19 protein-coding genes are annotated in these 24,448 nt (G+C 40.5%); 10 read left to right on the forward strand and 9 right to left on the reverse strand.

Annotation, left to right across the window (positions count from 1 at the left end):
• The first annotated feature begins 123 nt into the window (after positions 1-123).
• From HX021_RS12740 to HX021_RS12765, 6 genes are all read left to right on the forward strand, one after another.
• Entirely contained in the window at positions 124-972 is an 849-nt protein-coding gene (locus tag HX021_RS12740; RefSeq protein WP_286590758.1) for a universal stress protein, read from the forward strand.
• A 12-nt stretch (positions 973-984) separates the two neighbouring features.
• Positions 985-1,827, forward strand: coding sequence for a universal stress protein (locus tag HX021_RS12745; RefSeq protein ID WP_286590759.1), 843 nt, complete (start codon positions 985-987; stop codon positions 1,825-1,827).
• A gap of 92 nt (positions 1,828-1,919) precedes the next feature.
• On the forward strand, positions 1,920-3,257 hold the full coding sequence (locus HX021_RS12750; protein ID WP_286590997.1) for an OmpA family protein: 1,338 nt from the start codon (positions 1,920-1,922) through the stop codon (positions 3,255-3,257).
• Positions 3,258-3,403: 146 nt separating this feature from the next.
• The gene (locus tag HX021_RS12755) at positions 3,404-4,735 is read left to right on the forward strand and encodes an OmpA family protein (RefSeq protein ID WP_286590760.1); all 1,332 of its coding nucleotides are present in this window, start codon (positions 3,404-3,406) and stop codon (positions 4,733-4,735) included.
• 249 nt (positions 4,736-4,984) lie between these two features.
• The gene (locus HX021_RS12760) at positions 4,985-6,817 is read left to right on the forward strand and encodes a DEAD/DEAH box helicase (protein ID WP_286590762.1); all 1,833 of its coding nucleotides are present in this window, start codon (positions 4,985-4,987) and stop codon (positions 6,815-6,817) included.
• 209 nt (positions 6,818-7,026) lie between these two features.
• Positions 7,027-8,790 carry an AMP-dependent synthetase/ligase gene (locus HX021_RS12765; protein WP_286590763.1) on the forward strand — a complete coding sequence of 588 codons (1,764 nt, stop codon included), beginning with the start codon at positions 7,027-7,029 and terminating at the stop codon, positions 8,788-8,790.
• 20 nt (positions 8,791-8,810) lie between these two features.
• Here the strand turns inward: HX021_RS12765 and rlmB are convergent, their stop codons facing one another.
• Both rlmB and HX021_RS12775 read right to left on the reverse strand, forming a co-directional pair.
• On the reverse strand, positions 8,811-9,599 hold the full coding sequence (gene rlmB / locus HX021_RS12770; RefSeq protein ID WP_286590764.1) for a 23S rRNA (guanosine(2251)-2'-O)-methyltransferase RlmB: 789 nt from the start codon (positions 9,597-9,599) through the stop codon (positions 8,811-8,813).
• Positions 9,600-9,846: 247 nt separating this feature from the next.
• Positions 9,847-11,751 carry a DNA polymerase III subunit gamma/tau gene (locus tag HX021_RS12775; protein ID WP_286590765.1) on the reverse strand — a complete coding sequence of 635 codons (1,905 nt, stop codon included), beginning with the start codon at positions 11,749-11,751 and terminating at the stop codon, positions 9,847-9,849.
• A 152-nt stretch (positions 11,752-11,903) separates the two neighbouring features.
• On the opposite strand from HX021_RS12775, the gene HX021_RS12780 reads away from it, so the two are divergent.
• The gene (locus HX021_RS12780; protein WP_286590766.1) at positions 11,904-13,100 is read left to right on the forward strand and encodes a hypothetical protein; all 1,197 of its coding nucleotides are present in this window, start codon (positions 11,904-11,906) and stop codon (positions 13,098-13,100) included.
• An 83-nt stretch (positions 13,101-13,183) separates the two neighbouring features.
• Here the strand turns inward: HX021_RS12780 and HX021_RS12785 are convergent, their stop codons facing one another.
• Positions 13,184-16,009, reverse strand: coding sequence for a TonB-dependent receptor (locus HX021_RS12785; protein ID WP_286590767.1), 2,826 nt, complete (start codon positions 16,007-16,009; stop codon positions 13,184-13,186).
• A 97-nt stretch (positions 16,010-16,106) separates the two neighbouring features.
• The gene (locus HX021_RS12790) at positions 16,107-17,348 is read right to left on the reverse strand and encodes a beta-helix domain-containing protein (protein ID WP_286590768.1); all 1,242 of its coding nucleotides are present in this window, start codon (positions 17,346-17,348) and stop codon (positions 16,107-16,109) included.
• Positions 17,349-17,735: 387 nt separating this feature from the next.
• Here HX021_RS12790 and HX021_RS12795 point away from each other — a divergent pair, with 387 nt between their 5' ends.
• The 3 genes from HX021_RS12795 to HX021_RS12805 all read left to right on the forward strand — a co-directional run bounded on the left by HX021_RS12795 (position 17,736) and on the right by HX021_RS12805 (position 20,498).
• A complete protein-coding gene (locus HX021_RS12795; RefSeq protein WP_286590769.1) occupies positions 17,736-18,377 on the forward strand; it encodes an ABC transporter ATP-binding protein in 642 nt (213 codons plus the stop codon).
• A 163-nt stretch (positions 18,378-18,540) separates the two neighbouring features.
• Positions 18,541-19,950 (forward strand): ABC transporter permease, encoded by a 1,410-nt coding sequence (locus HX021_RS12800; RefSeq protein WP_286590770.1) that lies wholly within the window; start codon positions 18,541-18,543, stop codon positions 19,948-19,950.
• A 71-nt stretch (positions 19,951-20,021) separates the two neighbouring features.
• Positions 20,022-20,498, forward strand: a complete 477-nt coding sequence (locus HX021_RS12805; protein ID WP_286590771.1) for a hypothetical protein — start codon at positions 20,022-20,024, stop codon at positions 20,496-20,498.
• Between the two features lie 27 nt (positions 20,499-20,525).
• On the opposite strand, the gene HX021_RS12810 is transcribed toward HX021_RS12805, so the two are convergent.
• From HX021_RS12810 to HX021_RS12830, 5 genes are all read right to left on the reverse strand, one after another.
• Positions 20,526-21,242, reverse strand: a complete 717-nt coding sequence (locus tag HX021_RS12810) for a 16S rRNA (uracil(1498)-N(3))-methyltransferase (protein WP_286590772.1) — start codon at positions 21,240-21,242, stop codon at positions 20,526-20,528.
• Between the two features lie 20 nt (positions 21,243-21,262).
• Positions 21,263-22,576: a hemolysin family protein gene (locus HX021_RS12815; protein ID WP_286590773.1), complete on the reverse strand. Its 1,314-nt coding sequence runs from the start codon at positions 22,574-22,576 to the stop codon at positions 21,263-21,265.
• A gap of 8 nt (positions 22,577-22,584) precedes the next feature.
• Entirely contained in the window at positions 22,585-23,127 is a 543-nt protein-coding gene (locus HX021_RS12820; protein WP_286590774.1) for an inorganic diphosphatase, read from the reverse strand.
• Positions 23,128-23,134: 7 nt separating this feature from the next.
• Positions 23,135-23,785, reverse strand: a complete 651-nt coding sequence (locus HX021_RS12825) for a DedA family protein (protein WP_286590775.1) — start codon at positions 23,783-23,785, stop codon at positions 23,135-23,137.
• Between the two features lie 141 nt (positions 23,786-23,926).
• Positions 23,927-24,343 (reverse strand): HIT family protein, encoded by a 417-nt coding sequence (locus HX021_RS12830; RefSeq protein WP_286590776.1) that lies wholly within the window; start codon positions 24,341-24,343, stop codon positions 23,927-23,929.
• Positions 24,344-24,448: the final 105 nt, after the last annotated feature.

The raw sequence follows: 24,448 nt of genomic DNA on the forward strand, positions 1-24,448 counted from the left end.
CGTCCACAATTGCATTTGTTTTATTACATTTGATAGAGCAAGGGACTTGAAAGGCAGCTTTCCTGGAATATCCCGAAATGAGATAAATATTAAGATAAGATTTTGTAGATAAAATTCCTTCCAATGAAAAAAAGCATTCTACTACCGGTAGATTTTTCGGCTCATTCAAACAATGCGGTACATTATGCTGCAGACCTGGCAACTCAACAGGGCTACACCATTCATCTTTACCATAATTATACCTCGGCATCGGCTGTATTTGAGGAGGAAGTCAGTTCGGATGAACAACAAATACCAATCTTTAAGGCTGACATCCTGATCAAGAACCTGGCAGAGGATATCAAGTCCGCACATCCCAATCTCGAGGTGAGCACACAATGTGAACGGGGCATGATTACAGAAACGCTACCGGAATTGGCGACCCCCGATCGTTTCGATTTTGTCATCATGGGCACCAAAGGAATCACAAACGATGATAGTCAGCTTATCGGAAGCACCACCTATGTCATTAGTAAAAAGGCCAAAGTTCCCGTCCTGGCCATTCCCTCCGAAGCAGCGTTCAGCGCAATTGACCGTGTAGGTCTATTGTCCAATTTCAAAGAAGAAGAAGTACAGACGGTCCAGGATTTTGTCAATATTATGGGAAAGGATTTTGAACTGAAGCTCATGCATGTCCATTACGATCATTCCTCAGAGAATCGGGTCGAAGACAAACTGGAAGTCTGGAAATACAAGATCAAAAAATACATTGGAGTAACCAATATCGCCATAGAGGTTGATTCTATCCAAGGTGACATCGAGGACCTGGACACCGTCCCCGAAGTCATCAATGAAATGATCCATGAAGAAAAAATTAAGATATTATTGGTAACGCGTTCAAGAAAAACATTTTTCGAACGTGTCTTTACCAGATCCGTGGCCAAAGCATTATTTAGCCATCCCTTAGTTCCCATTTTTTTCACCAAAGCATAATATACAATCGCTATGTCTAAATTATTAATACCTGTTGATTTTTCAGAAAATGCACAAGTGGCTGCAGCATATGCGGCACAAATTGCACAAACCACAAATAATGAAATTACGCTCTTTCATTCCTTCACATCGCACATCAATAAATTTGCCAATGCGAAGCATTTAGTAGACCCCACGGAGGAAGAAGCCCACCGCAAGATGGAGGACCTTGTGGCCAAACTGCTACAAAAATATCCTTCGATAAAAATATCTACACTGTTTACAAACGGAATTTTAGCCGAATCTTTAGAAAAACAGGAGATAAAAGACCAATATCAAACGGTTATTATGGGTACCAAAGGTGTCACCGGACTGGAGTCAGTTTTAATCGGAAGCAACACTTATGACGTTATCAAAGAGTCGAAAATCCCGGTCTTGGCCGTTCCAAAAAATGCAGTAGAATTAAAAAAAGACAATATCGCACTGCTGACAAATTTTAAACCCGGTGAACTGGAAGTACTCAAGCAGGCTATCCCTTTATATGGAAAAGACTTTCATTTACAGCTCATTCATATCAACAAGAATGAACTAGAAATCAGTGTATTAGATTCAAAACTAAAACAATGGATCACGCAAATCATCGCTGAAACGGGCATAGAAGATATTTCCTACATTGTGAAAGCGCCCAGTTATTTTGCCGGCTCGCGCGAGAATATTGTCAATGGAATACACACCATCTTGAGAGACGAAGATATTGATGTCATCCTGATTACAAAAAGTAGAAAAACTTTTTTCCAAAACCTTTTTACTGAAAACATTGTTAAGCACATGGCCTTCGAAATTGAGGTACCGAACTTTTTTGGCCGAGTTGATTAGCCAAATATTTTTTGGCAAATTTATTGTAAGAGTAGTCAATAAATACATTTAACAAGAGTCTTATAGTAGAAAATTTTACAAAAAAACACATGATGAAAATTAGCCTAAAAAAATCAGGATTACTTGTAGCAGCGGGAATACTCTCAACTGCTGCCTTTGCGCAAAATACCAAAGTAGCGTCCATTGAGGGTACCACTCCTTTTGGTCCATCCTCGGCATACAGAACCTGGTCTATTGGTGTGGGAGCTGGTGTGACCAGTTTACAGAATATTGCCAAATTCAACAATGGTGGTTACGATAAATTAGATTGGAACCTAGGTTATAGTGCTTATATCAAAAAGCAAATTTCACCATCTTTTGGATTGAAAGCAACCTACTTTGGTGGTAAAACATCAGGGTATGAAAATAGTGACAAACAAATAGGTTTTGAAACCAAAACACCTTGGTCGGTAGCACTGTCGGGCGAGTTTTTGGCAGCTAATACCAACTGGAGATTTTTTAACAGCATTGTCAAACCTTATGCATCCATTGGTGTGGGCGTGATGAATGCCGAAACAGCGGCCATTGCCGACGGCAATAAAGGCGAATTTGGCGATTCGTACTCCAAAATTTTCGTTCCTGCCGACTTTGGTCTAAAGTTCGCGGTTGCCAAAGGCATCAATTTTGAATTAGGCTACCAGTTAAACTGGGCGAACCAAAGATTTGACAATAGAGTTGGCCCTTCGCAACAATACAAAAATGATTTATTCACATATGCCCATGCCGGTTTAGAGTTTGCATTGGGTAGCGGTAGTAAACCAGCATTGAACAATTCAAATCCTGTTGCAACCCTGGTCAATGATTACACCGTGAAATATGACGATCTAAAGGCACAAAATGAAGCATTGAATGCCAAAAACCAAGAATTGCAAAATCAATTGGATGGTTTGAACAGCGACCTGAAAGATGATGATGGGGATGGTGTGGCAAACAGATACGACAAATGTCCAGGTACACCATCAGGTGTGCAGGTAGATGGCTCTGGTTGTCCGATCGTTGTGAAAAATGAAACTAGAGTTGTAGAGAAGGTCGTGGTTACTGAAGCCGACAAAAAAGTTGTTGCAGATGCCATCAAGAACTTAGAATTCGATTTGAGCAAAGCGACAATACGGCCTACTTCATATGCAACACTGAATAAAGTAGCTGCATTGTTGATCGAGAAAAACTTCAGCCTGAAATTGGCCGGTCACACCGATAACACAGGTTCCCGCGCATTGAACATGCGTCTGTCCAAAGAGCGTGCTGAATCAGTAAAAGCATATTTAGTATCCCAAGGTGCCAATGCTTCACGTATCGAAGCGACTGGATATGGCCCTGACCAACCGATCGCATCCAACAAAAATGCGGAAGGACGTCAGCAAAACCGCCGTGTGGAATTTACACTTTATTAATAGCTAATAAATTACAACAATAAAAAGGTGCTTTTTCTCAAAAGCACCTTTTTATTTACCATATTGTCATATATCAACTACAAATCCATTGGGATTTTAATTTTTAACCTATTACTTTTGCTTCAGTTTATACAAGAACAAATTCTATGAAACTAAAATTACAATTAGCACTTGCTTTCGCAACTGCAGGTTTATTTGCCAATTCTACTTTTGCACAAAACGCAAAAGTAGCATCAATAGAAGGAACACAACCTTTTGGTCCGGCTGCCCAATACAGAACATGGTCCATCGGTATCGGCGCCGGGGTAACCAATCAGACCAACATCGCAGGCTTCAACCGTGCGGGATATGATGATTTAGACTGGAACCTCGGATATAGTGCCTATATCAAAAAGCAAATTTCTCCCTCTTTTGGAATCAAGGCGAGTTATTTTGGCGGCAAAACTGGCGGTGCCTTCCAGGAAGTTAATGGACAACAGTCTTTTGAAGCTAAGACACCCTGGTCGGCAGCTCTTTCCGGAGAGTTCCAGGCAGCCAACACCAACTGGAGATTCTTCAACAGTTTTATCAAACCTTATGCATCCATCGGTGTGGGGGTGATGAACAGCAAAACGACATTGACAACCGGTACTACTTCCGTAGAAGCGGATGGTATCAGCAAAATATATGTACCCTTAGACATGGGATTGAAGTTTGCAGTTGCTAAGGGCATCAACTTCGAACTGGGCTACCAATTGAATTGGGTTAACCAAAACTTTGACGGCATCCAAGGTGGTCAATATAAAAACGACTTGTTCAGCTACATCCATGGCGGTCTAGAATTTGCATTGGGTAACGGCAGCAAACCAGCATTGAACAATTCAAATCCTGTAGCAACCCTGGTCAATGATTACACCGTAAAATACGACGATCTAAAAGCACAAAACGATGCATTGAATGCCAAAAACCAAGAATTGCAAAATCAATTGGATGGTTTGAACAGCGACCTGAAAGATGATGATGGAGATGGTGTGGCCAACAAATACGACAAATGTCCAGGCACCCCTTCAGGCGTGCAGGTAGATGGTTCTGGTTGTCCGATCGTCGTGAAAAACGAGACTAAAGTTGTAGAAAAGGTAGTGGTTACTGAAGCCGATAAAAAAGTTGTTGCAGATGCCATCAAGAACTTAGAATTCGATTTGAGCAAAGCGACAATACGGCCTACTTCATATGCAACACTGAATAAAGTAGCTGAATTGTTGATCGAGAAAAACTTCAGTCTGAAATTGGCCGGTCACACCGATAACACAGGTTCCCGCGCATTGAACATGCGTCTGTCCAAAGAACGTGCTGAATCAGTGAAAGCATACTTAGTATCCAAAGGTGCCAATGCTTCACGTATCGAAGCGATTGGATATGGCCCTGACCAACCGATCGCATCCAACAAAAATGCGGAAGGACGTCAGCAAAACCGCCGTGTGGAATTCACGCTTTATTAATAGCTCCATTCAGCAGGTCCATCATAAGGATAAAAAAGGTAACACCGATCGGTGTTACCTTTTTTTTATAACACGGTTCTGAAGAAAATCCACGGCGGTGAATACGTACATCAGAGGTTAATTTCATTTATTTGACATTAAAAGAACAAATCTCCTTAAAAATCAACTTGTTAAATTCTTTGATTATTAAAATATTATTTCTACCTTTGCAACGCCTTAGGCAATAGTGCCTATTGTATAAAATATTTCATGAACCCATTTTTAGAACTGGGAATCCGTCATGAGGTTGTTAATGCCATCTCTGAGTTAGGTTTCGAAAAACCTTCTCCTATTCAGGAAAAAGCCATTCCTGTATTACTGACTGGTAACGACGATTTTGTCGGATTAGCCCAAACTGGCACAGGAAAGACCGCGGCATTTGGTCTTCCATTATTAGAACAATTAGACTTTTCTCAAAAACACCCACAAGCGTTGGTATTATGTCCAACACGTGAACTGTGTTTACAAATTGCGAAAGATTTACAAAATTTTGCGAAGTATATTGACAACGTACATGTTGTTGCAGTATACGGTGGCGCAAACATCTCTGACCAATTGCGTCAGATCCGTCGTGGTGTACAGATTGTCGTAGCGACCCCTGGTCGTATGCTTGACATCATCGGACGTAATGCTATTGATTTCTCAAACGTCAAATATGTCGTATTGGACGAAGCTGACGAAATGTTGAACATGGGCTTTCAAGAAGATATCAACAATATCTTATCTGAAACCCCTGATGAGAAAAAAACATGGTTGTTCTCTGCTACAATGCCAAGAGAAGTTCGTCGTATTGCACAAAAATACATGAATGATCCTTTTGAGCTTACTGTAGGAACAAAAAATACAGGTAATGCAAACATTGAGCATCACTATTATTTGATCAAAGCAAAAGATAAATATGCTGCGTTCAAACGTATTGTTGATTCAAACCCTGATATTTTTGGTATTGTGTTCTGTCGTACTAAGATCGAAACACAAGATATCGCTGAAGCGTTGATTAAAGATGGTTACAATGCAGACTCTTTGCATGGTGATCTTTCCCAACAACAACGTGACAAGGTAATGAAACGTTACCGTGACCGCAGCTTACAGCTTTTAATTGCTACAGATGTTGCTGCTCGTGGTATTGACGTAAACGATGTCACTCACGTGATCAACTTCTCTTTACCTGATGAAGTAGAGAACTATACCCACCGCTCAGGCCGTACAGCCCGCGCTGGTAAAACTGGTATTTCTCTTTCTTTGGTCAATGTAAAAGAATTGAGCAAAATCCGTCATATCGAAAAAATCATCGGTAAACCTTTCGAAAAGAAACAAGTACCTCAAGGTGCGGAAGTTTGTGAGAAACAATTATTTTCAATCGTTAAAAAGATTGAAAACGTTGAAGTCAACGATGAACAGATCGCTCCATTTTTACCAGCTATCATGGAAAATCTGGAATCTCTTTCAAAAGAGGATATCATTAAAAGATTTGCTTCCCTTGAGTTTAACCGTTTCTTGGATTATTACAAAAATGCACCTGATTTAAATATCGAAGCACGCGAAGGTTCTCGTGAAGATCGTGGCGATAGACGTGATGGCCGTTCACGTGAGGGCTCAAAAGGCTACACGCGTTTATTTATGAACTTGGGCTCGGTCGATGAATTCACACGTGGAGACATGTTGGGCTTTATCTGCAACAATGCCAATATCTCAGGAAAATCTATTGGTAAAATTGATCTAAAAGGCGTATTTACCTTCTTTGAGGTCCAAGATGCTGAAGTAGAGAAAGTATTCCAAGGATTCCAAGGTGTAGACTATAACGGTCGTCAAGTACGTATTGAAGTGTCCGGAGAAGGAAGAGGTGAAGGTCGTGGTGGCGATCGTGGAAGAAGCCGTGGTGCAAGACGCGATGGTGGATACCGCAGTGATCGTGGCGGAAGACGTGATGGTGGATTCAGTGGAGAAAGACGCGACAGAGGTGAAAGACGTGACCGTGGTGGAAATGGCGGTGGTTTCCGTGATTTCTCAGGCAGACGTAAAGAATCTAAAAGCAAATATTAAGCTTAGTATTTAGATACCTGTAAAAAGACCCTGATTCGGAAAGCTGCATGCTTTTCAGATCAGGGTCTTTTTCATTGATGGCACAGCGCATCCCAGCTCCAATTCAGACCAATCCCATAACTCCAACAGGTGATGATTCCTCCGGTCCAACATCTGAATATCCATAAAAAAACGTAAATTAGCCCTATTACACGAACTGGATCGCCAACATGCCAACAGCAACAAGATTATTTGATTTAGCCTATCGGCAATATACTATTGCAGCAGACTTTCCCATGTTCTGCTACAGGAAGAACGACGAATGGATAAAGGTAAGCTGTTCGGAATTTATCCAACAGGTCAATGAAACATCCAAAGGCTTAATCGCACTGGGTATTCACCCCGGTGAGAAAGTTGCCCTGATCAGTGAAAACCGGGTGGAATGGAATATACTTGATTTTGCCATCCAACAAATAGGCGCAGTCGTGGTGGCAATATATCCCAACATTTCAACTGATGATTACACCTATATCTTCAATCACGCTGAAATCAGACATTGTATTGTAAGTTCAAAAAAACTGTACGCAAAGATATCGTCCATTGTGGCATCCTGCCCACAGCTGAGCAAGATTTTTAGTTTTGATAAAGAAGAGGGTCTGGATCATTGGCAAGATTTTGTCGCTGCCGGCCAAACAGTCTCCGATGAGCAGCTCAGCAAACTACGTGAAGCCACAGACGGCAATACACTGGCCTCCATCATCTATACTTCAGGGACAACAGGAAGCCCAAAAGGTGTCATGCTTTCACATAAAAATCTTCTGGCAGATACCATGAGCAGTGAATATTCATTTCCTGTCCAACGCGGGGACCGGGCACTCTCCTTTCTGCCTGTCTGTCACGCCTATGAACGTGTATTTCAATACGTCTATATGTACAAAGGATTGACAATCTTCTTTGCCCGGTCAATGGATACGATCGGTGAAGATTTCAAATCGGCCAAACCACATATTTTTTCTGCCGTACCACGTGTACTGGAAAAAGTTTATGAAAAAATAAAAGCTACCGGAGAACAGCTTAACGGATGGAAACGTCGTATATTCCTATGGTCCATTCGCCTGGGTGAACAGTATGAATTAGAAAACCGTTCATGGTGGTATGATTTCAGGTTAAGCATTGCCCGCAAACTGGTATTCTCCAAATGGCGCGAGGCCCTGGGTGGTGATATAAAAGGTATAGCCTCCGGCAGTGCTGCTTTACAGGAAAAACTGATCCGATTATATATGGCCGCTGGTATCCCTATCTATGAAGGTTATGGCCTGACTGAAGCAGGGCCATGCATTGCGGTCAATTGCTTTAAAAGAGGAATGAAAATAGGAACTGTGGGATTACCATTGATCAACATCGACATCAAACTCGCAGAAGATGGTGAGATCTTGACCAAGGGCGAAAATAATATGATCGGCTATTATAAAAATCCTGAGGCAACCGCCGAAGTCTTAAAAGATGGCTGGCTATATACCGGAGACATTGGTCAATGGGTTGAAGGAAGATTTCTCAAAATCATAGACCGCAAGAAAGAAATGTTCAAAACTTCTGGCGGAAAGTACATTGTACCACAGCAGATCGAATCCAGGCTCGTTGAATCTTCTTTCATTGAACAAGCCATGGTTATCGGTGAGGGCCGTAAATTTCCAGCAGCGCTCATTGTCCCCAATTATCACAATCTACTGGATTGGGCGAGAAGTTCGCAGCCCACTTTGGTCCACCTTGCCAAAGCAGACTTTCTGGACCGACAAGAGATTCAACAGAAGATTGAAGCCGAGCTCCAGCACATTAACCAATCGTTCGGCAACTGGGAGCAGATCAAAAAGTTTGCTGTACTTCCGGATGAGATGACGGTGGAAACGGGCGAACTGACCCCTACCTTAAAGATGAAACGGAAGATAATCTTACAAAAATATGAAAAAGAGGTAGAAGGAATATACAATCAATAACTCTTTAAGGTCCGACGATTCTATTTATTCGCTATACGTTGGCGGATGGCCTCATAAATGACGACAGCGGCTGAAACAGAAACATTGAGCGAACCTATTTCCCCATACATGGGAATCTTTGCCAAATGATCCGCAATGCGGATCAGATCATTGGATACACCGACATCCTCAGCCCCCATAATAACACAAGTCGGAGCAGTATAATCCACATCATAGATACTGGATGTGGTCTTCTCTGTGCTTACCACAAGCTGCACGCCTGAGTCAATCAAAAATTTGCCCACCTTCGAGAGGCTATCATGACGACATACAGGTATTTTATATAAGGCTCCAGCTGAAGTTTTGATGGCATCAGGATTTACTTCTGCCGACCCTTTTTTGGGAACAATAATGGCATGTACTCCTGAACATTCAGCCGTACGCGCAATAGCCCCAAGGTTACGCACATCGGTCACCCCATCCAACATCAAGAGAAGTGGCGTTTCACCCTTCTCATAAATCTGTGGCAGCAATTCTTCAATATTCTGATATGTGATCGGAGAAATTACAGCAATTACACCTTGATGGTTCTTCCGTGTAATGCGGTTTAATTTCTCGACGGGCACCTGTTGATAAGCAATGTTATGTTCTTTCAGCAAGGACTTTAATTCTAAGATCAAACTACCATTCAAACCACGCTGCACGAATAACGATTCAATTTCTTTACCACTATCGATGGCCTCAATGACGGCACGAATACCAAAAACCATTTGGTTTACTTCACGTCTTTCTCCGTGATCGCGATCACGTCTCTGAAAATTTCCTTGCATAATAATACTAAATATTCCTCTGTCAACAGAAGAGAATGCAAACTTAGACAAATTGCTTTTTATATGCAATTTAATTGCGCCCCACAGGGCAACAATTATTCATTTCTGTCTATTTTCAAATTGCATTCATGAACCGATTCAGTTCGTTTGTTTCATCACATTCTTCATCCAATACCTAAATCAGCCTTCCAGTGCCATTGTATGCTTTCCGAAAAAAGCAGTTGGCCATCATTTACTCCATGTAGTTTTAGCTCAAACCTAAATTAAACTCTTTACGCAAGGTATCCAGGAGCGGATTTTTGGTAACCATAGCCTGATATTTTTCCTGTGAAGTATAAGGCTTTCGGGAAACAGTATGTTCCATCATCACACCTTGCAGGTCCAGCGCAAAGTTCTGTAATTTCACCCGGAGATAGTTCAACACATCAACCTTGGCGCTTTGCAATACGTCCATCTGTACAGCATTTTCGACATCGATTTCAATCAATGTCCCCTTCAGCCTGGGGGCCATTGCAGTCATCATCGTATATAGATTGATTTTGTTCTCTCTCTTCAATTGCTCAGCATAGGCATTCCAAACAGCAATAAATTGGTTGAATGTTACCTCACGTGCCTCCGTTCCACCGATCAGTTCGGGCTCATCGCCTTCCTTTGCTACAGCATGATTATCGTAAATGGTATTGAGATCCGGTAAGGATGGTATAATCGTGGCCGCAGAGGCTCCCCACCCCCCCTTTTTTACCTTAGGTGGCGTGTTGGAATTTCCATCATTCTTTATTTCAGTTTTTGTTGCTGAAGTTGGATGGCCTATTGTCGCTTCAGGACTTATTGCCGAAGGATAGTTGATGGCCGCTGGCTGGGCAGAACTTACTGCACGCTCGGTTGTGTTAACATGTGCCGGAGACTGATGGTTCGCATTGGCCGGAGTCGTATTATTGGAAAGTACTGTTGCTGAAGTTGTTTCGTTGCCAACGGACTTTACTGGGTCAGGAAGTTTTTTTTTTACTCCTTCGCCAACCGAGGGAACCTGTACCTGACCAAGCTGACTCAATTTTATCGCACTTGTAATATGGCACATCTTTAACAAAGCCAGCTCAACCTGTAAGCGCTGATTTTTACTCGTCTTGTAGTTAATTTCGCATTGATTTGAAATATTCAATGCCGACAATAAAAATCCTGCTGAGGCAATTTGCGATTGTTTCAGATACTTTTGACGTATTGTATCACTCACCTCCAATAATTTTAAGGTCGCGGGTTCTTTTGCGACCAGCAAATTTCGAAAATGGGCAGATAATCCGGCAATAAAGTGACTTCCATCAAAACCATGGTTCAAGATTTCGTTAAATGTCAACAGTGTTTGCGCGGCATCCTCAGCCAAAATTGAATCCGTTAGCTTAAAATAATAATCGTAATCCAGAATATTCAGATTGTCGATAACAGCCTGATAGGTCACATTTTTGTTGGAAAAACTGACAATCTGGTCAAACATCGACAAAGCATCCCGCAATCCGCCATCGGCTTTCTGAGCGATGATATGCAAACCATCCTGATCATAAGCGATCGACTCACGATCAGCAATACCCGCCAAATGGCCCGCCATATCTTCTACCTTGATTCGGTTAAAATCAAAAATCTGACAACGTGAAAGAATAGTCGGCAAAATCTTATGCTTCTCAGTGGTAGCCAATATAAATATAGCATAGGAAGGTGGTTCTTCCAATGTTTTCAGGAAAGCATTGAAAGCCGCTTGTGAAAGCATGTGTACCTCATCGATGATGTAGATCTTATATTTTCCAGCTTGCGGCGGTATACGGACCTGATCAATCAGGTTCCTGATATCATCCACAGAATTATTGGATGCAGCATCAAGTTCATGGATGCTAAAAGAGTTTCCATTTTGGAAAGACTTACAGCTATCACAGTCCCCACAAGGCTCAGTTCCCGGCAAAATATTTTCACAATTTATTGTCTTGGCCAAAATACGGGCACATGTAGTCTTCCCAACACCACGTGGTCCACAAAACAAAAATGCCTGCGCCAACTGATTGTTGTGAATTGCATTCTTCAATGTGCCAGTAATGTGTTGCTGTCCTACAACCGAATCAAAGGTAATCGGGCGGTATTTACGTGCAGAAACAATAAAATTATCCATTGCACGAAGATACGGATTTTAAAAAAGAAAAAGGAGAAACTAAAAGCTAAAATTGGAATGTAATTTTTAAATAATAATTGGTTGGGAGCTTACAAATACAAAAATATTATCATTAAATTTATATTACATTAATGTTATTAAATTGTTAAGAATTGTACATCAAAAGATTTTATATTGCGCTGGTTAGCATTTTAATGGGTTTGAGCTGTATATCATACGAGCTCAAGGCGCAGCATCATGATTTTGATTTTTATGATGGAAGAGTTTCTATTGATGTACCTTTATCCTTCCATGTTCCTTTTGATGATAGCCTGAGTGCTGCCCGTGTGCAGCAGTTTTACCAGGAGATTAACCAGACTGAATATCAGAGACTGATAGACAGCATATTAGCCTACAAAGACAAGCAGCATCTCAATGATTGGGTATATTATCAGCTTGTGCGTCGTGTAGCACAGCAAATTGCACCTAAATCTGACAATTATGTACGCTATACATTATACAAATGGTTTTTGATGTGCAAATCTGGCTATGATGCACGATTAGGGCTTAGAGACAATCAAATTATCTTGTATATTAAAAGTAAAGACGACATCTCAGATTTACCTTTCTTTAATCTAAACAATAACAATTATATATGCTTGAACTATCATGACTACAAAAGCATTTTTAATTATCAAGAACAGTACAAATTAGTGGATGTAAAAGTTCCTGAAGCTACTCAAGGGTTCAGTTATAAAGTCACCCGCTTACCCGAATTCAAGCCTGATAGTTATAGTGAGAAGGAAATTGGATTTAAATACCGTGGCAAAGCGTATCATTTTAATTTAAAGGTCAATTCGGAAGTCAACGAGATCTTCAAAAATTATCCCATTGTTGATTTCGAGACCTACTTTAATATACCTTTGAGCTCGCAGACTTATCAGTCACTCGTTCCCAGACTTAAAGAGTATATGACAAAAATGTCTACAAAAAAAGGCATTGATTACCTGATGCAGTTTACACGGTATGCATTTCTATATGAAGATGATCGTGAAATATTTGGTCAAGAAAAACGGTTTCCTCCTGAACAAACATTGCTCAACGATGCCAGTGATTGTGATGACCGTGCCGCACTTTTCTTTTATTTGGTAAAAGAGATTTATAACTTACCAATGATTGCCATCCGGTATCCTACCCATGTGACCATTGCTGTTCAATTTGAAAAACCTATGGGGCAAGGCATATTCTATAACGGCAATTATTATACCATCTGCGAACCCACACCTCAGGATAAGAATCTAAGCATAGGACAAGTCTCACTGAAACATCAACACGAAAAATACGAGGTTGTCTATAATTATTTACCATAAAAAGAGCCCCTGCCGATCGTTCGACAGAGGCTCTCATTTTCCGAATCCCTTTTGACGTTATTTAGAATTCATTATTTTGCTGATTAAAAATTATAGCTGTATCCGATGCTAAAGTTACGGCCTGGAATACGTTGTTGATAAATCTGGTCTGTAGCTTGGAAAGCCTCATACACGCTCATACGTTTGCTGTCCAAAAGATTGTCTACTTTCAAAGAGATTGTACCAGCTTTCATATTCGTACCGATCTTTTTGGAAACATTCAGGTTTAGCGAGTTAAAAGGTCTTGAATAGACATCTGAGTTTCTCGCAAAGCCGATGATTTCCAATGTTCTGCCCTGCACATTGTAGAACACCCCAGCTTCTAAACCTTTACTAGCACTGTTATACGATAACCCCGTATTGATCAAATATGGAGACTGACCCTGCAATTGTCTCTTTTTTGAAATTTCCTGTCCCTCACGGGCAAATGATTGTCTTGAGGTATACTCTTCTTCTGTCATTTCAATTTCGGACTTAACCACGGTAACATTCAAGTTTAAACTTAAATTTTTCAGCTCTTCCGAGATAAAGCCAAAATTCTTACGTCCTTCAAGCTCCAAACCGATCACTGTTGCTGACGGTGAGTTTTTTGGGGTAATATCCAAAGGTGCCGCGTCATTATAGGCTTGTAGCTCAATCGGATTTTTAAAACCTTTATAGAATCCACTCAATGCAAACATCTGTGCATCTTTAGCGAAAACTTCATAGCGAACATCTATATTATTGATATAAGTTGGAACCAATTCCAAATTTCCCAAAAACCGTATTTGCGTTAATGGATCATAAATTTGAACGACAGATAATTCCTTAAATGATGGTCTGGCTACTGTACGTGAATAAGATGCTCTTAGATTATGATTGGAATACGTATTATAAATCAAATTCAGTGAGGGAAATAGATCAAATTTATTGATGGTTTTTACCTTATCATATTTCAGTCCGTCAATATTCTCCCCTGTAAAAATGGTTGTATAATTTTCACCACGCAAGCCTACAATAGCTTTCAGCTTTTCCATAGGTTTCACTTCCAGTGAGGCATAAGCGGCCGCTGTCTGTTGTGATGCTTCAAATGTATTTGAAGCCTGATAGTTACCTCTTACCCAAAAACCTTGGTCCGTAGCTGCATTGTAAACATTTTCAGGATTTAAGAAACCATTAGGATCACCATTGGTTACATCCTTATTGTTGTTACGGTATTCAATACTATAATTATTGATGCGATAATCTCTCTTTTTATAGCTATACAGACCTCCAAATTTAAACGATGATTCACGATCGAATAAATTCATTTTTTTGGTAAAGTCTAATTTAGATACTCCATTGAATTCATCCAAGTACCGCCAAAAACGTATTGGAAGACCTGCATCCGTATTGACGACATAGTTTCCGCTACTGTTCAACACAAAGGTTGTTTGGCGCATGTCTTTGTCATTTACCTTAACCCAAGTAGGTGATAATTTCCATTCGGTGATAAAATCAGCTTTCTCATTACTATGCTTACCACTTAACAATAGGTTCGTTATGGCACGCTCGGTATACTCCAAGGTATGGCGCATGGTTTCACTTGAGTTTGAAATCTTTGTAGTTTGATTGAAAATAGCCGCTCTGGATTCACCATTTTGGATACGTAATGCATTCAAAGTATACTTAGAGCGAGCTGTTTTATAATTCAATCCCAGCATTCCGGATAGCAATACATTTTGTTCACCCAAATCTCCCGTAGATACCTTGTCTTCCCTAAGTTCAGAACTCGCATCCGTTTGATTTGGTTTTTGATAGATTCCATTTTTGAAATCTTTATAAAACATGCTTGTGCGTTTATAATTTAGCAAACCTATAACGCCCAGTTTATTTCCGGCAATATTAAATTGGTTACTATAATCAATCCCCAAACTCAGGTCAGGCATGTTATTTGATTTCCGTTCTGCTGCCATAATAGGATCAAAAGCTTTTGCAACTTGCTCCACAGCTTTTCTATTTTGTGATACAACTGGGTTTAAAATTGTGTAATCCTTCTTAACAGGAAGGTTTCTATCCCCATAGTCATAACCTAAAAAATCTGTTTTGCTTCCTTTATAACCAACGAAATCATCCCTAAAATGCGCATTAGGATTATATCCCAGAGATGCAGAGATACCAAGATTTCTTTGAGCTGGAATATCTTTCGTAACAATATCAATAACACCACCTGTAAAATCCGCCGGCAATTCGGCAGAAGCCGTTTTCATGACAATGATATTTTCCAATACCCCCGTAGGAAATATATCCATCTGAACCGTATTCTTATCCGGATCTAAACCCGGAATATCGACGCCGTTCAAAATCGATTTTGTATAACGGTCTCCCAGCCCCCGGACATACAAATATTTGCCTTCTTGAACAGACACCCCCGGAACAACCCGTACAGCTGAAGCAATATTGCTTGCTCCCGAACGCTGAATGGCCTGTGAAGATAAACCATCCATCACGACTCCTGAGCTTTTTTGCATATTCAAGATCGATTGTTCCGTATTTTTCCGGGCCGAAACCGTTATTACCACCTCATCCATCTGATTGGCAGTGGAAGTCATGGCGACATCTACAACAGCTGATTTCCCAGCTTCTACTTTAATGTCTGTAATTTCTTTTTTTTGGTAACCAACATAGCTAAAAACAATCTTGTAGGTACCAGGAGCTACTTCTAATGTATAGTCCCCTTCAAAGTCTGAACTGGTAGCTTGGGGAGCACCAACAATGGCCACACTGACGCCGGCTAAAGGAGAATTAGAACCTTCTTCCTTAATGACGCCCGTAATTTTACCATTTTGTGCAAATAATAGGGTTGGAATTACTGCTAAAACAAACAATAAAACCGAAAATAGCTTGTTCATTAATTTTTGATTGATAGGATTGATGTGTGTATTTTAGGGAAATCCACCTTTCGACTAATTTCTTACTATCGAAAGGTGGATATATATATGATTTAAATTATTTCAATAAATCACTAGCTTTTGTAAATGTCCAGTCAAATGCTGAAACGTTGGCTCCTACTGTTTGTGAGCCTGCTGTAACACTGATTGCATTACTTGTAAATTTAGTTGCGTCTATCGCCGTTGTTCCTTTAGATGTTAACAAGTTGGCGATTGTTTTGCCGGTTGGTAATACCATCTCCCATCTTGCCAGGCCGATCTTGCCACCATTAAATGAAATAACGGATTTCTCATCATTAACATTCACTACATTGCCATCAGCATTGATGTTACTTACATAAACATTTTCTAATTTACCAGTTGCACCATCACGGAAATCTGCGATTTTCTTACCAGCAAGATTACTCATATTAATAGTGATGTTTTTTAAGGTGAATGAACCTACTGCATTACCTTCAGGACCATCAATTTCAAGTCCTGAATCAGATTTTTCTGTCTGGATCACAAGGGCATTGTCAATTGTTCCGGCATAAGCTTGGTCAATATCCAAACCGTCATCTTCCTGTCCGTACACAACGACATTTTTCACATTCACTGTACCTCCGAAAAACTCGATTCCGTCATCTTTATTTGAAAAAATCTCAATATTTTCGATTGTTGTGCCGTTACCCACACCCGCCAATGTTAGTCCTTGTATCTCACTATCAGTAGCTACTGTAGTCCCACTATAACGGATAGAGACATATTTCAATGAACCGGAATTGTCTGCTGCATCAGTTCCACCATACTCACCATAGCTTAATCCGGCAGGAACTCCTTCAATGTATCCCTTACCTGATGAAGCTGCAACAGAAATAGGAGCCTTACCCAATAAGATTACTCCGCCCCATTGTCCAGCATCACTTGGTTTCAATGTGCTCTTTTTCTCACCAACTTTGATCTGATCGTTTACGCTCGTGAAAATAATAGGTTTATCAGCAGTACCGTTCGCTACTAATTTTCCACCTTGATCTACGATTAAAGTTGTCGCATTAGCCTCTTGGCCATCCTCTGCTTTTATGATAGTTCCTGGTTCAATTGTCAATGTAACACCTTCATCCACAACAACACGACCATCTAATACATAGATATTGTTTGCCGTCCATGTTTCGTTGGATTTTAAAATACCCGACTTCACGATATCCTTTCCTGGCTCTGGTGTCGGCTCAGGTCCTGGACTGATCGGATCGTCACTACTACAACCTACAGTAGCTAAACTTACTGCTAATGCTCCGAAGATTGGTAAAAATTTCTTTCTCATGATTTAATTTTTTTTGACACTACAAATTAACCTAGCACATATTAACTTTATGTTGTTTTCAAGTTATTTATACATTACATCTGTGTTAACTTAATGTATACAACACTAAATTCGGTTCCTTCACCCCCAGTTCTCAAATTAAATCAGATCGATTTCCTCCATCATATTAAAGCAGTGTAATAAAATTATTAAGCATGCATATTATTAACATAGTTAGGCTATTTTTATATTTTCAGTGTATTTCCTATGATAAGATCATCTCTCGGAGTGAAGGATTCTTTTTTGACTCATTCGTGAAAAGATAAAGCACGATCTTATTATTGCAATAATATTGCATATACAAGGCAATTTATCTAAGTTTGAATATATTTTCAATTTCAGATCCGCATGAGCAATCCAATCGTATCTACTGAACAGCTATCATTTCGATACATCAATGCAAACAGCATCGAGTTTCCCGACATTCATATTGAAAAGGGAGAGCACACTTTATTACTGGGAGATTCAGGTACCGGAAAGACTACCCTGCTCAATATACTGGGTGGCTTATCTAAAACGGAAACAGGGCATGTTAAAATCAATGGACAGGATCTTTCTTTATTGTCAAATAGTAAATTGGATCAATTCAGGTCACAATATATAGGCTTTATATTTCAGGAAGCTCATATGCTCAAAAACCTGACTTTAATGGAGAACATCAAACTGGCCCAGTCACTGGCCGGAAAAAAGATAGATATCAATGCCATTCATGCAGTGTTAACACAGTTGCAGCTGGATCACAAAACGGCTGCCTACCCCAATGAGTTAAGCCGTGGCCAACTACAGCGCGCTGCAATCGCACGTAGTGTCATCAACAAACCAGCGTTACTCATTGCTGACGAGCCAACTGCCGCCTTGGATGACAACAATACAAATCGTGTACTGGAGCTTCTTTTACATATGGCAGATACAGCTGGGTCAACCTTGTTAATAACAACACATGACAAAAGGATCAAGGATCGCTTTTCCAAAATGTATCTTTTAACATAAATTGTTTTACTTTTTATTCATCACTGCTAGCTTTTAAAGCTCTTATGCTATATTCCTGTTCGCAAACGCAAAAAAATGCTAGAATGCATAGGGTCTGAAATGAAACCTGCGCATACAATAGATGAGGACTCCATAGAACCTTTAAAAGACAAAAAAATCACATATGAATACACTACAACTGGTCTGGAAAAATTTAAGTAGACAATTCGGTTCTGTTTTTTTAAGTATTTTACTTACAGCATTTGGGGTCTCCATTCTTGCTGTGCTTTCCATTACAGGCGAAATATTTGAAAAACAACTGGACAATAATAGTAAAAATATAGACTTGGTCATCGGTGCCAAAGGAAGCCCCCTTCAGCTGATCTTATCCAGCGTCTATCATATTGATAATCCGACAGGGAATATCCCCTTGGATGAACTTGGTCCACTCCGTCAGAATCCCCTGGTACAGTTGGCTGTCCCCCTATCTTTAGGCGATAACTTTAAGGGGCATCGCATTGTGGGTACCGATTCAACTTTTCTTGCCCTATACGCAACCAGTATCAATACCGGGCGCCTCTGGCAGAAAAACTTTGAAGTGGTCATTGGCGAACAGGTTGCAAAAAAAAATCAGCTTAAAATTGGGGATCAGATCAATAGCTCCCATGGGCTAAGTAAAGACGGTCATAGCCATGATCAGCATCCTTTTACCATCGTGGGGATATTAAAACAGAACAACAATGTCACCGACAACCTGATACTGACCAACCTGGAAAGTGTCTGGGATGTACACGGGATCGCCCATGCACATGGGGATCACGAAACACCACAGCAAAAAGAACAGCGTGAACGTGAGGAAGACAGGGCCGAAACAGTCAAAGCACACCTGCATCATCATGGTGAAGATCTCCCTGAAGGAGCTGCTGCCCCGATCGAAAAACAGGAAGACCAGCACGATCATGATCACGAAGGACATGCTGACCATGAGCACGAAGCTGAAGAAGAAGGCGTATTCGTTAAATCTATTGGCGCCGATATGGTCAAACAGAATGGACTTGAAATAACGGCAATACTGGTAAAATATCAATCTCCAGCCGCAATTGGCATACTACCAAAAATGATCGATCAGCAAACTGATATGCAAGCTGCATCACCTGCAATGGAAAGTACCCGTTTGTTCTCCCTGTTGGGGGTAGGGATAGATTCACTTTCGATCCTTGCTTATGTGATTATGCTGATTGCAGGACTGAGTGTCTTCATTAACTTATACAATGCATTAAAACAGCGCAAATATGATCTCGCTATCATGCGTACACTTGGTGCCTCCAAAGTCAAGTTATTTGCCATTGTGCTTCTGGAAGGATTGGCCATTACGATTGTAGGTGGACTGATAGGCCTGGTCCTTGCTCACCTCGCATTGTATTATATCAGCAGCCAGACCAGCCAGAGCGCCGACTTTATCGAATCTTTTGTCCTTTATCCAAGGGAACTGGTATTTCTGGGTGTCGCTTGCCTCATCGGTATTCTCGCTGCGCTAATCCCTGCAATTAAAGCATACCGGACAAGTATCTCAGGCACATTGTCCAATCAATAAACTGTATCATAACACAATATCTTGACGAAACGATAACTTCAAACCAAAGTAATATTCATAACTTTAACACCATGAAAAAGATCATCACTATATTCGCTTTTATATTTTTCTTTATCAACCATAGCCAGGCACAGATAGGAAGCAACCCCGACGTGCCTGATCATACCCCCATGATGAATAAGACCTGGGAGGCTATCGATAAAATGGCTTACAAGGTAACCTATAATGGCGCAAAAAAAATATATACCCCTTTCTATCCAAAGGAGCTTAAAGTCCTGGAGAATAAGGTGGTGGAGCTTCCTGGATATATGGTTCCCCTTCATAGTGGTCGTAATCACAAAAACTTTATGATGTCTGTTTTACCGGTCATGCAATGCCAATTCTGTGGGTCAAATGGCATTCCGCCCATGGTCGAAGTAACGCTAAAAGGTGGGGCTGTCAAATTTTCGGAAGATCCCATTAAATTGAAAGGCAAAATGGTCTTTACCAAAGATCCCCTGAAAGGGAACTCTGAAATTCAGATTGTGGATGCTGAAGTCGTCAGATAACCCGGCTAGGAATTCCTGCAATAGCTGTTAGTGCCTATTCAACAAAGAGATTTCCAGGCTCGCTGCCAGTGCAGCCGTTTCAGTACGCAGACGAGCGTCGCCTAAAGATATCGGCTGAAAACCCGCCTCCAGGGCAAGTGCTATTTCTTCAGTAGAAAAGTCCCCCTCAGGACCTATTAAAACAATATAATGTTGACCAGGTTCAAAGACCTGATTCAGGTATTTTTTATCTGAGTCCACACAGTGTGCAATCGCTTTTCCTACACCATCCTGTGGGAGTTCTTTGAGAAATTGTTTGAAAGTAATGGCCGGATTCAACCGAGGTAAGTAGGCTTTCAAGGATTGTTTCATCGCAGCAACAATGACCTTATTCAGGCGGTCAGGCTTGACCTCCTTCCGCTCAGAATGCTCACAGATAATCGGTGTGATCTCTTGAATACCGACTTCCGTTGCTTTCTCCAAAAACCATTCAATACGGTCAATATTCTTGGTGGGTGCCACAGCAACATGTAAGTGATAAGCTGATTGCTGAAAATTTTCCTTTACCTGCAAAATAGCAAGTACAGTACGCTTCGGATGCGGATCTATAATTTGGGCTTCATACAAACCTCCACGACCATCTATTAAATGCAATCGATCGCCGCTCTCCATGCGAAGCACACGAATAGCATGCTTACTCTCTTCCTCACTAAGGATAAAATTTTCTAAAGAAGGATTTAAATCCGGTGTAAAAAATAACTGCATGTATTGTTTTTAGTGATCCCCTATTCTTCTGTCTCATCATCCGGAGATTCAACCAACTCCAGTTTAACAAATTCGATGTTCTGCTGAGCTCTACGGATAATAGTGAATACATAACCGTATTCTTGCTTCCGTTCACCCACTTCAGGAATCTTATCAAAGATTTCACTCACCAGACCCGACATGGTATCGTAATCTTGGCTTTCGGGCAGCTCAATTGGTAAAAATTCATTGACATCATGAATGCTTGCACCTGCATCAACCATATACTCTGTTTCAGAGATACGTTCCACAACAGGTGTTTCTTCGTCATACTCATCCTGAATCTCACCGACCAATTCTTCTACAATATCCTCCAAGGTGGCCATGCCCGCAGTACCGCCAAACTCATCCAAGACAATTGCCAGTTGCAAACGTCTCTGCTGGAATTCAGCCATCAGATCATTGATTTTCTTGGTTTCAGGAATAAAATAAGGCTTACGCATGATATTTTTCATCACCACCTCCTTTCCCTTTGCCAAGAGTGGAAGGATATCTTTGGTATGCACAATCCCCACGATCTGATCGATATTATCCTCATAGATCGGAATCCGGGAATAGCCCTCCTCCGTCATCGTTTCAATCAGTTCCGAAGCATCACTAGTCACCTCTACTGCAACGATCTTTGTACGAGGTACCATAATGTTCTTGACGATACGTTCATTAAAATCGAAGACATTCTTGATCAGCTCATGTTCCGCGATATCCAATGCTCCAGATTCCTTTCCCTTGTCCAGAAGGTATTGCAGCTCTTCTGAAGAGTGAGCCGATTCACCCTTTGTAACCTCAAATCCCAGAATCTTCAACAAGAAGTTTGCAAATCCATTTAGGATCCAGATAAAAGGTCTGAAGATAAAATAGAAAAATTGTAGGGGAACAGCAATTTTCATTGTTGTTGCCACAGGTTTTTGTATGGCGATTGACTTGGGTGCCAACTCACCAAATACGATGTGTAACACGGTGATGATCGTAAAAGCAAGGACATGGCCAGCATTTTTTGCGATCGCCCCGGTCAATTCAACACCAAAAAAACCTAATGCGCCCTGCACAATTTGGGTCATTACAGCTTCTCCTACCCAACCTAAGGCAAGTGAAGAAAGTGTAATTCCCAATTGTGTAGCAGCCAAATAACCATCCAAATGCTCCGTTATACTTTTGGCTATTGTAGCAACTTTGCTACCTGTTTTTGCCTGAACTTCAATTTGGGAGACTCGGACTTTGACAATAGCAAACTCGGCAGCAACAAAAAAACCGTTGGCCAATACTAAAAACAATGTCCAAAAAATATCGAGCGCCATGCTTGGGGTTATTTGTTAACAAATACTTGTTGATACAATTCAATAGCCTCAACCAAGATTCTTTGTGCTTCTTCGCGTCCTTTCACACCTTCCACCACCACATGTTTCTTCTCTAGGGCTTTGTAACTCTCAAAAAATTGTACAATTTCTTTCATGGTATGCGGCGGCAGCTGATCAATATCTTTAATATAATTAAAAACTGGGTCATTTTTAGCTACCGCAATAATCTTATCATCCTGCTCACCACCATCGACCATGTTCATCACACCGACAATCTGTGCTTCTACCAAAGTCAACGGCAAAATATCAACTGAACAAATGACCAAAATATCCAATGGATCTTTGTCATCGCAATAAGTCTGAGGAATAAATCCATAATTGGCTGGATAAACAACTGAAGAGCTCATTACTCTATCCAAAAGCAATAAACCTGTTTCTTTGTCTAATTCGTACTTTCCTTTAGATCCGTTTGTAATCTCAATGATAGCATTTACGGCATTTGGCACATTCTCACCTGGAGAAACCATGTGCCAAGGGTTTTGTTTACTCATTTTTATTTTACTGTATATTTTGTTTGTTTCTTTTGTCTCTAATCCGCTTTTTAAGCAAGGTAATCGCTATTGGTAAAAAAGCGATCACAATCATCCCAACCACTACGTACTCTACATAATGTATGATCCAGGGAAATTCTATCCCTAGAAAATAGCCCGAGAGCGTCAATACCAACACCCATATCAAGGCTCCACTGATGTTATATAGAACGAATTTTTTGAAATCCAACTTTACAACACCTGCAAAGATAGGTGCAAAAGTACGAACAATTGGGACAAATCTACCTATAATTAAAGCTGTACCACCATATTTATGATAAAATTCTTCTGCCATCACCACATATTTGCGCTTAAAAATGAAGCTGTCCTTTCGTTTAAACAGCATTGGCCCGGCCCGATAGCCAAACCAATATCCCGTAAAATTACCCAGTATTCCTGCTCCAAGCAGCCCCAAACAAAGTGTATATATACTGACATCTATCTTATCAAGAGCACAAAATAATCCTGCTAAAAATAACAAATAATCGCCTGGTAGAAAGAAACCAAAAAACAGACCTGTTTCGGCAAATACGATCAAAATAACTAAATAAAATCCCCCCGAGCTCAACAGCTCTTCAGGATTCATTAATTGTTGAAATGACAACAAAAGTTCATGCATAACTTTTAGTAAAAATCAATGTTGCTTTTCTATTTAGAACCAAATCTACGCTTATCCTTGTACAATTTTTAAAAACAACAAAGTACAAATATAGTATTCTCCTAAAAATCGAAAGTAAATCAAGTGTAATATATCCTTCGTTTATTGATTTTGTGTAGTTATACTGATAATAGATTCCCGAATGGTCTCGGCAATCTGATGAAGTTCGTCTTCACCAAGGTTTAATTTAGGACCTGCAAAATTTAGGTCACTGACCTTATTGATCGGCACCAGGTGAATATGTGCATGGGCGACTTCCAGCCCGACAACTGCCACCCCGACTTTAACACATGGAATTACTTTTTTTATCCCCTGTGCAACAATTTTGGCGAATACCCACAGTGCCATGTACTCATCATCTGCAATATCAAAAATATAATCGGTTTCTTTCTTTGGGATTACCAATACATGCCCCTTGGCAAGTGGACTGATATCCAAGAAAGCAAGAAAATCATTACTTTCCGCGACTTTATAAGCTGGAATCTCTCCAGCAACGATTTTTGAGAAAATTGTTGACATATTATTCTAAATTGGAATAAACTTATCCTTGTTGTATTCAACAAATATAAACAAAAAAGGTCGCGATTACTAGAACACGACCTTCTTAATATAAAGTTAATTTGT

Source organism: Sphingobacterium sp. N143 (assembly GCF_030325625.1).
Taxonomy (GTDB): Bacteria; Bacteroidota; Bacteroidia; order Sphingobacteriales; family Sphingobacteriaceae; genus Sphingobacterium.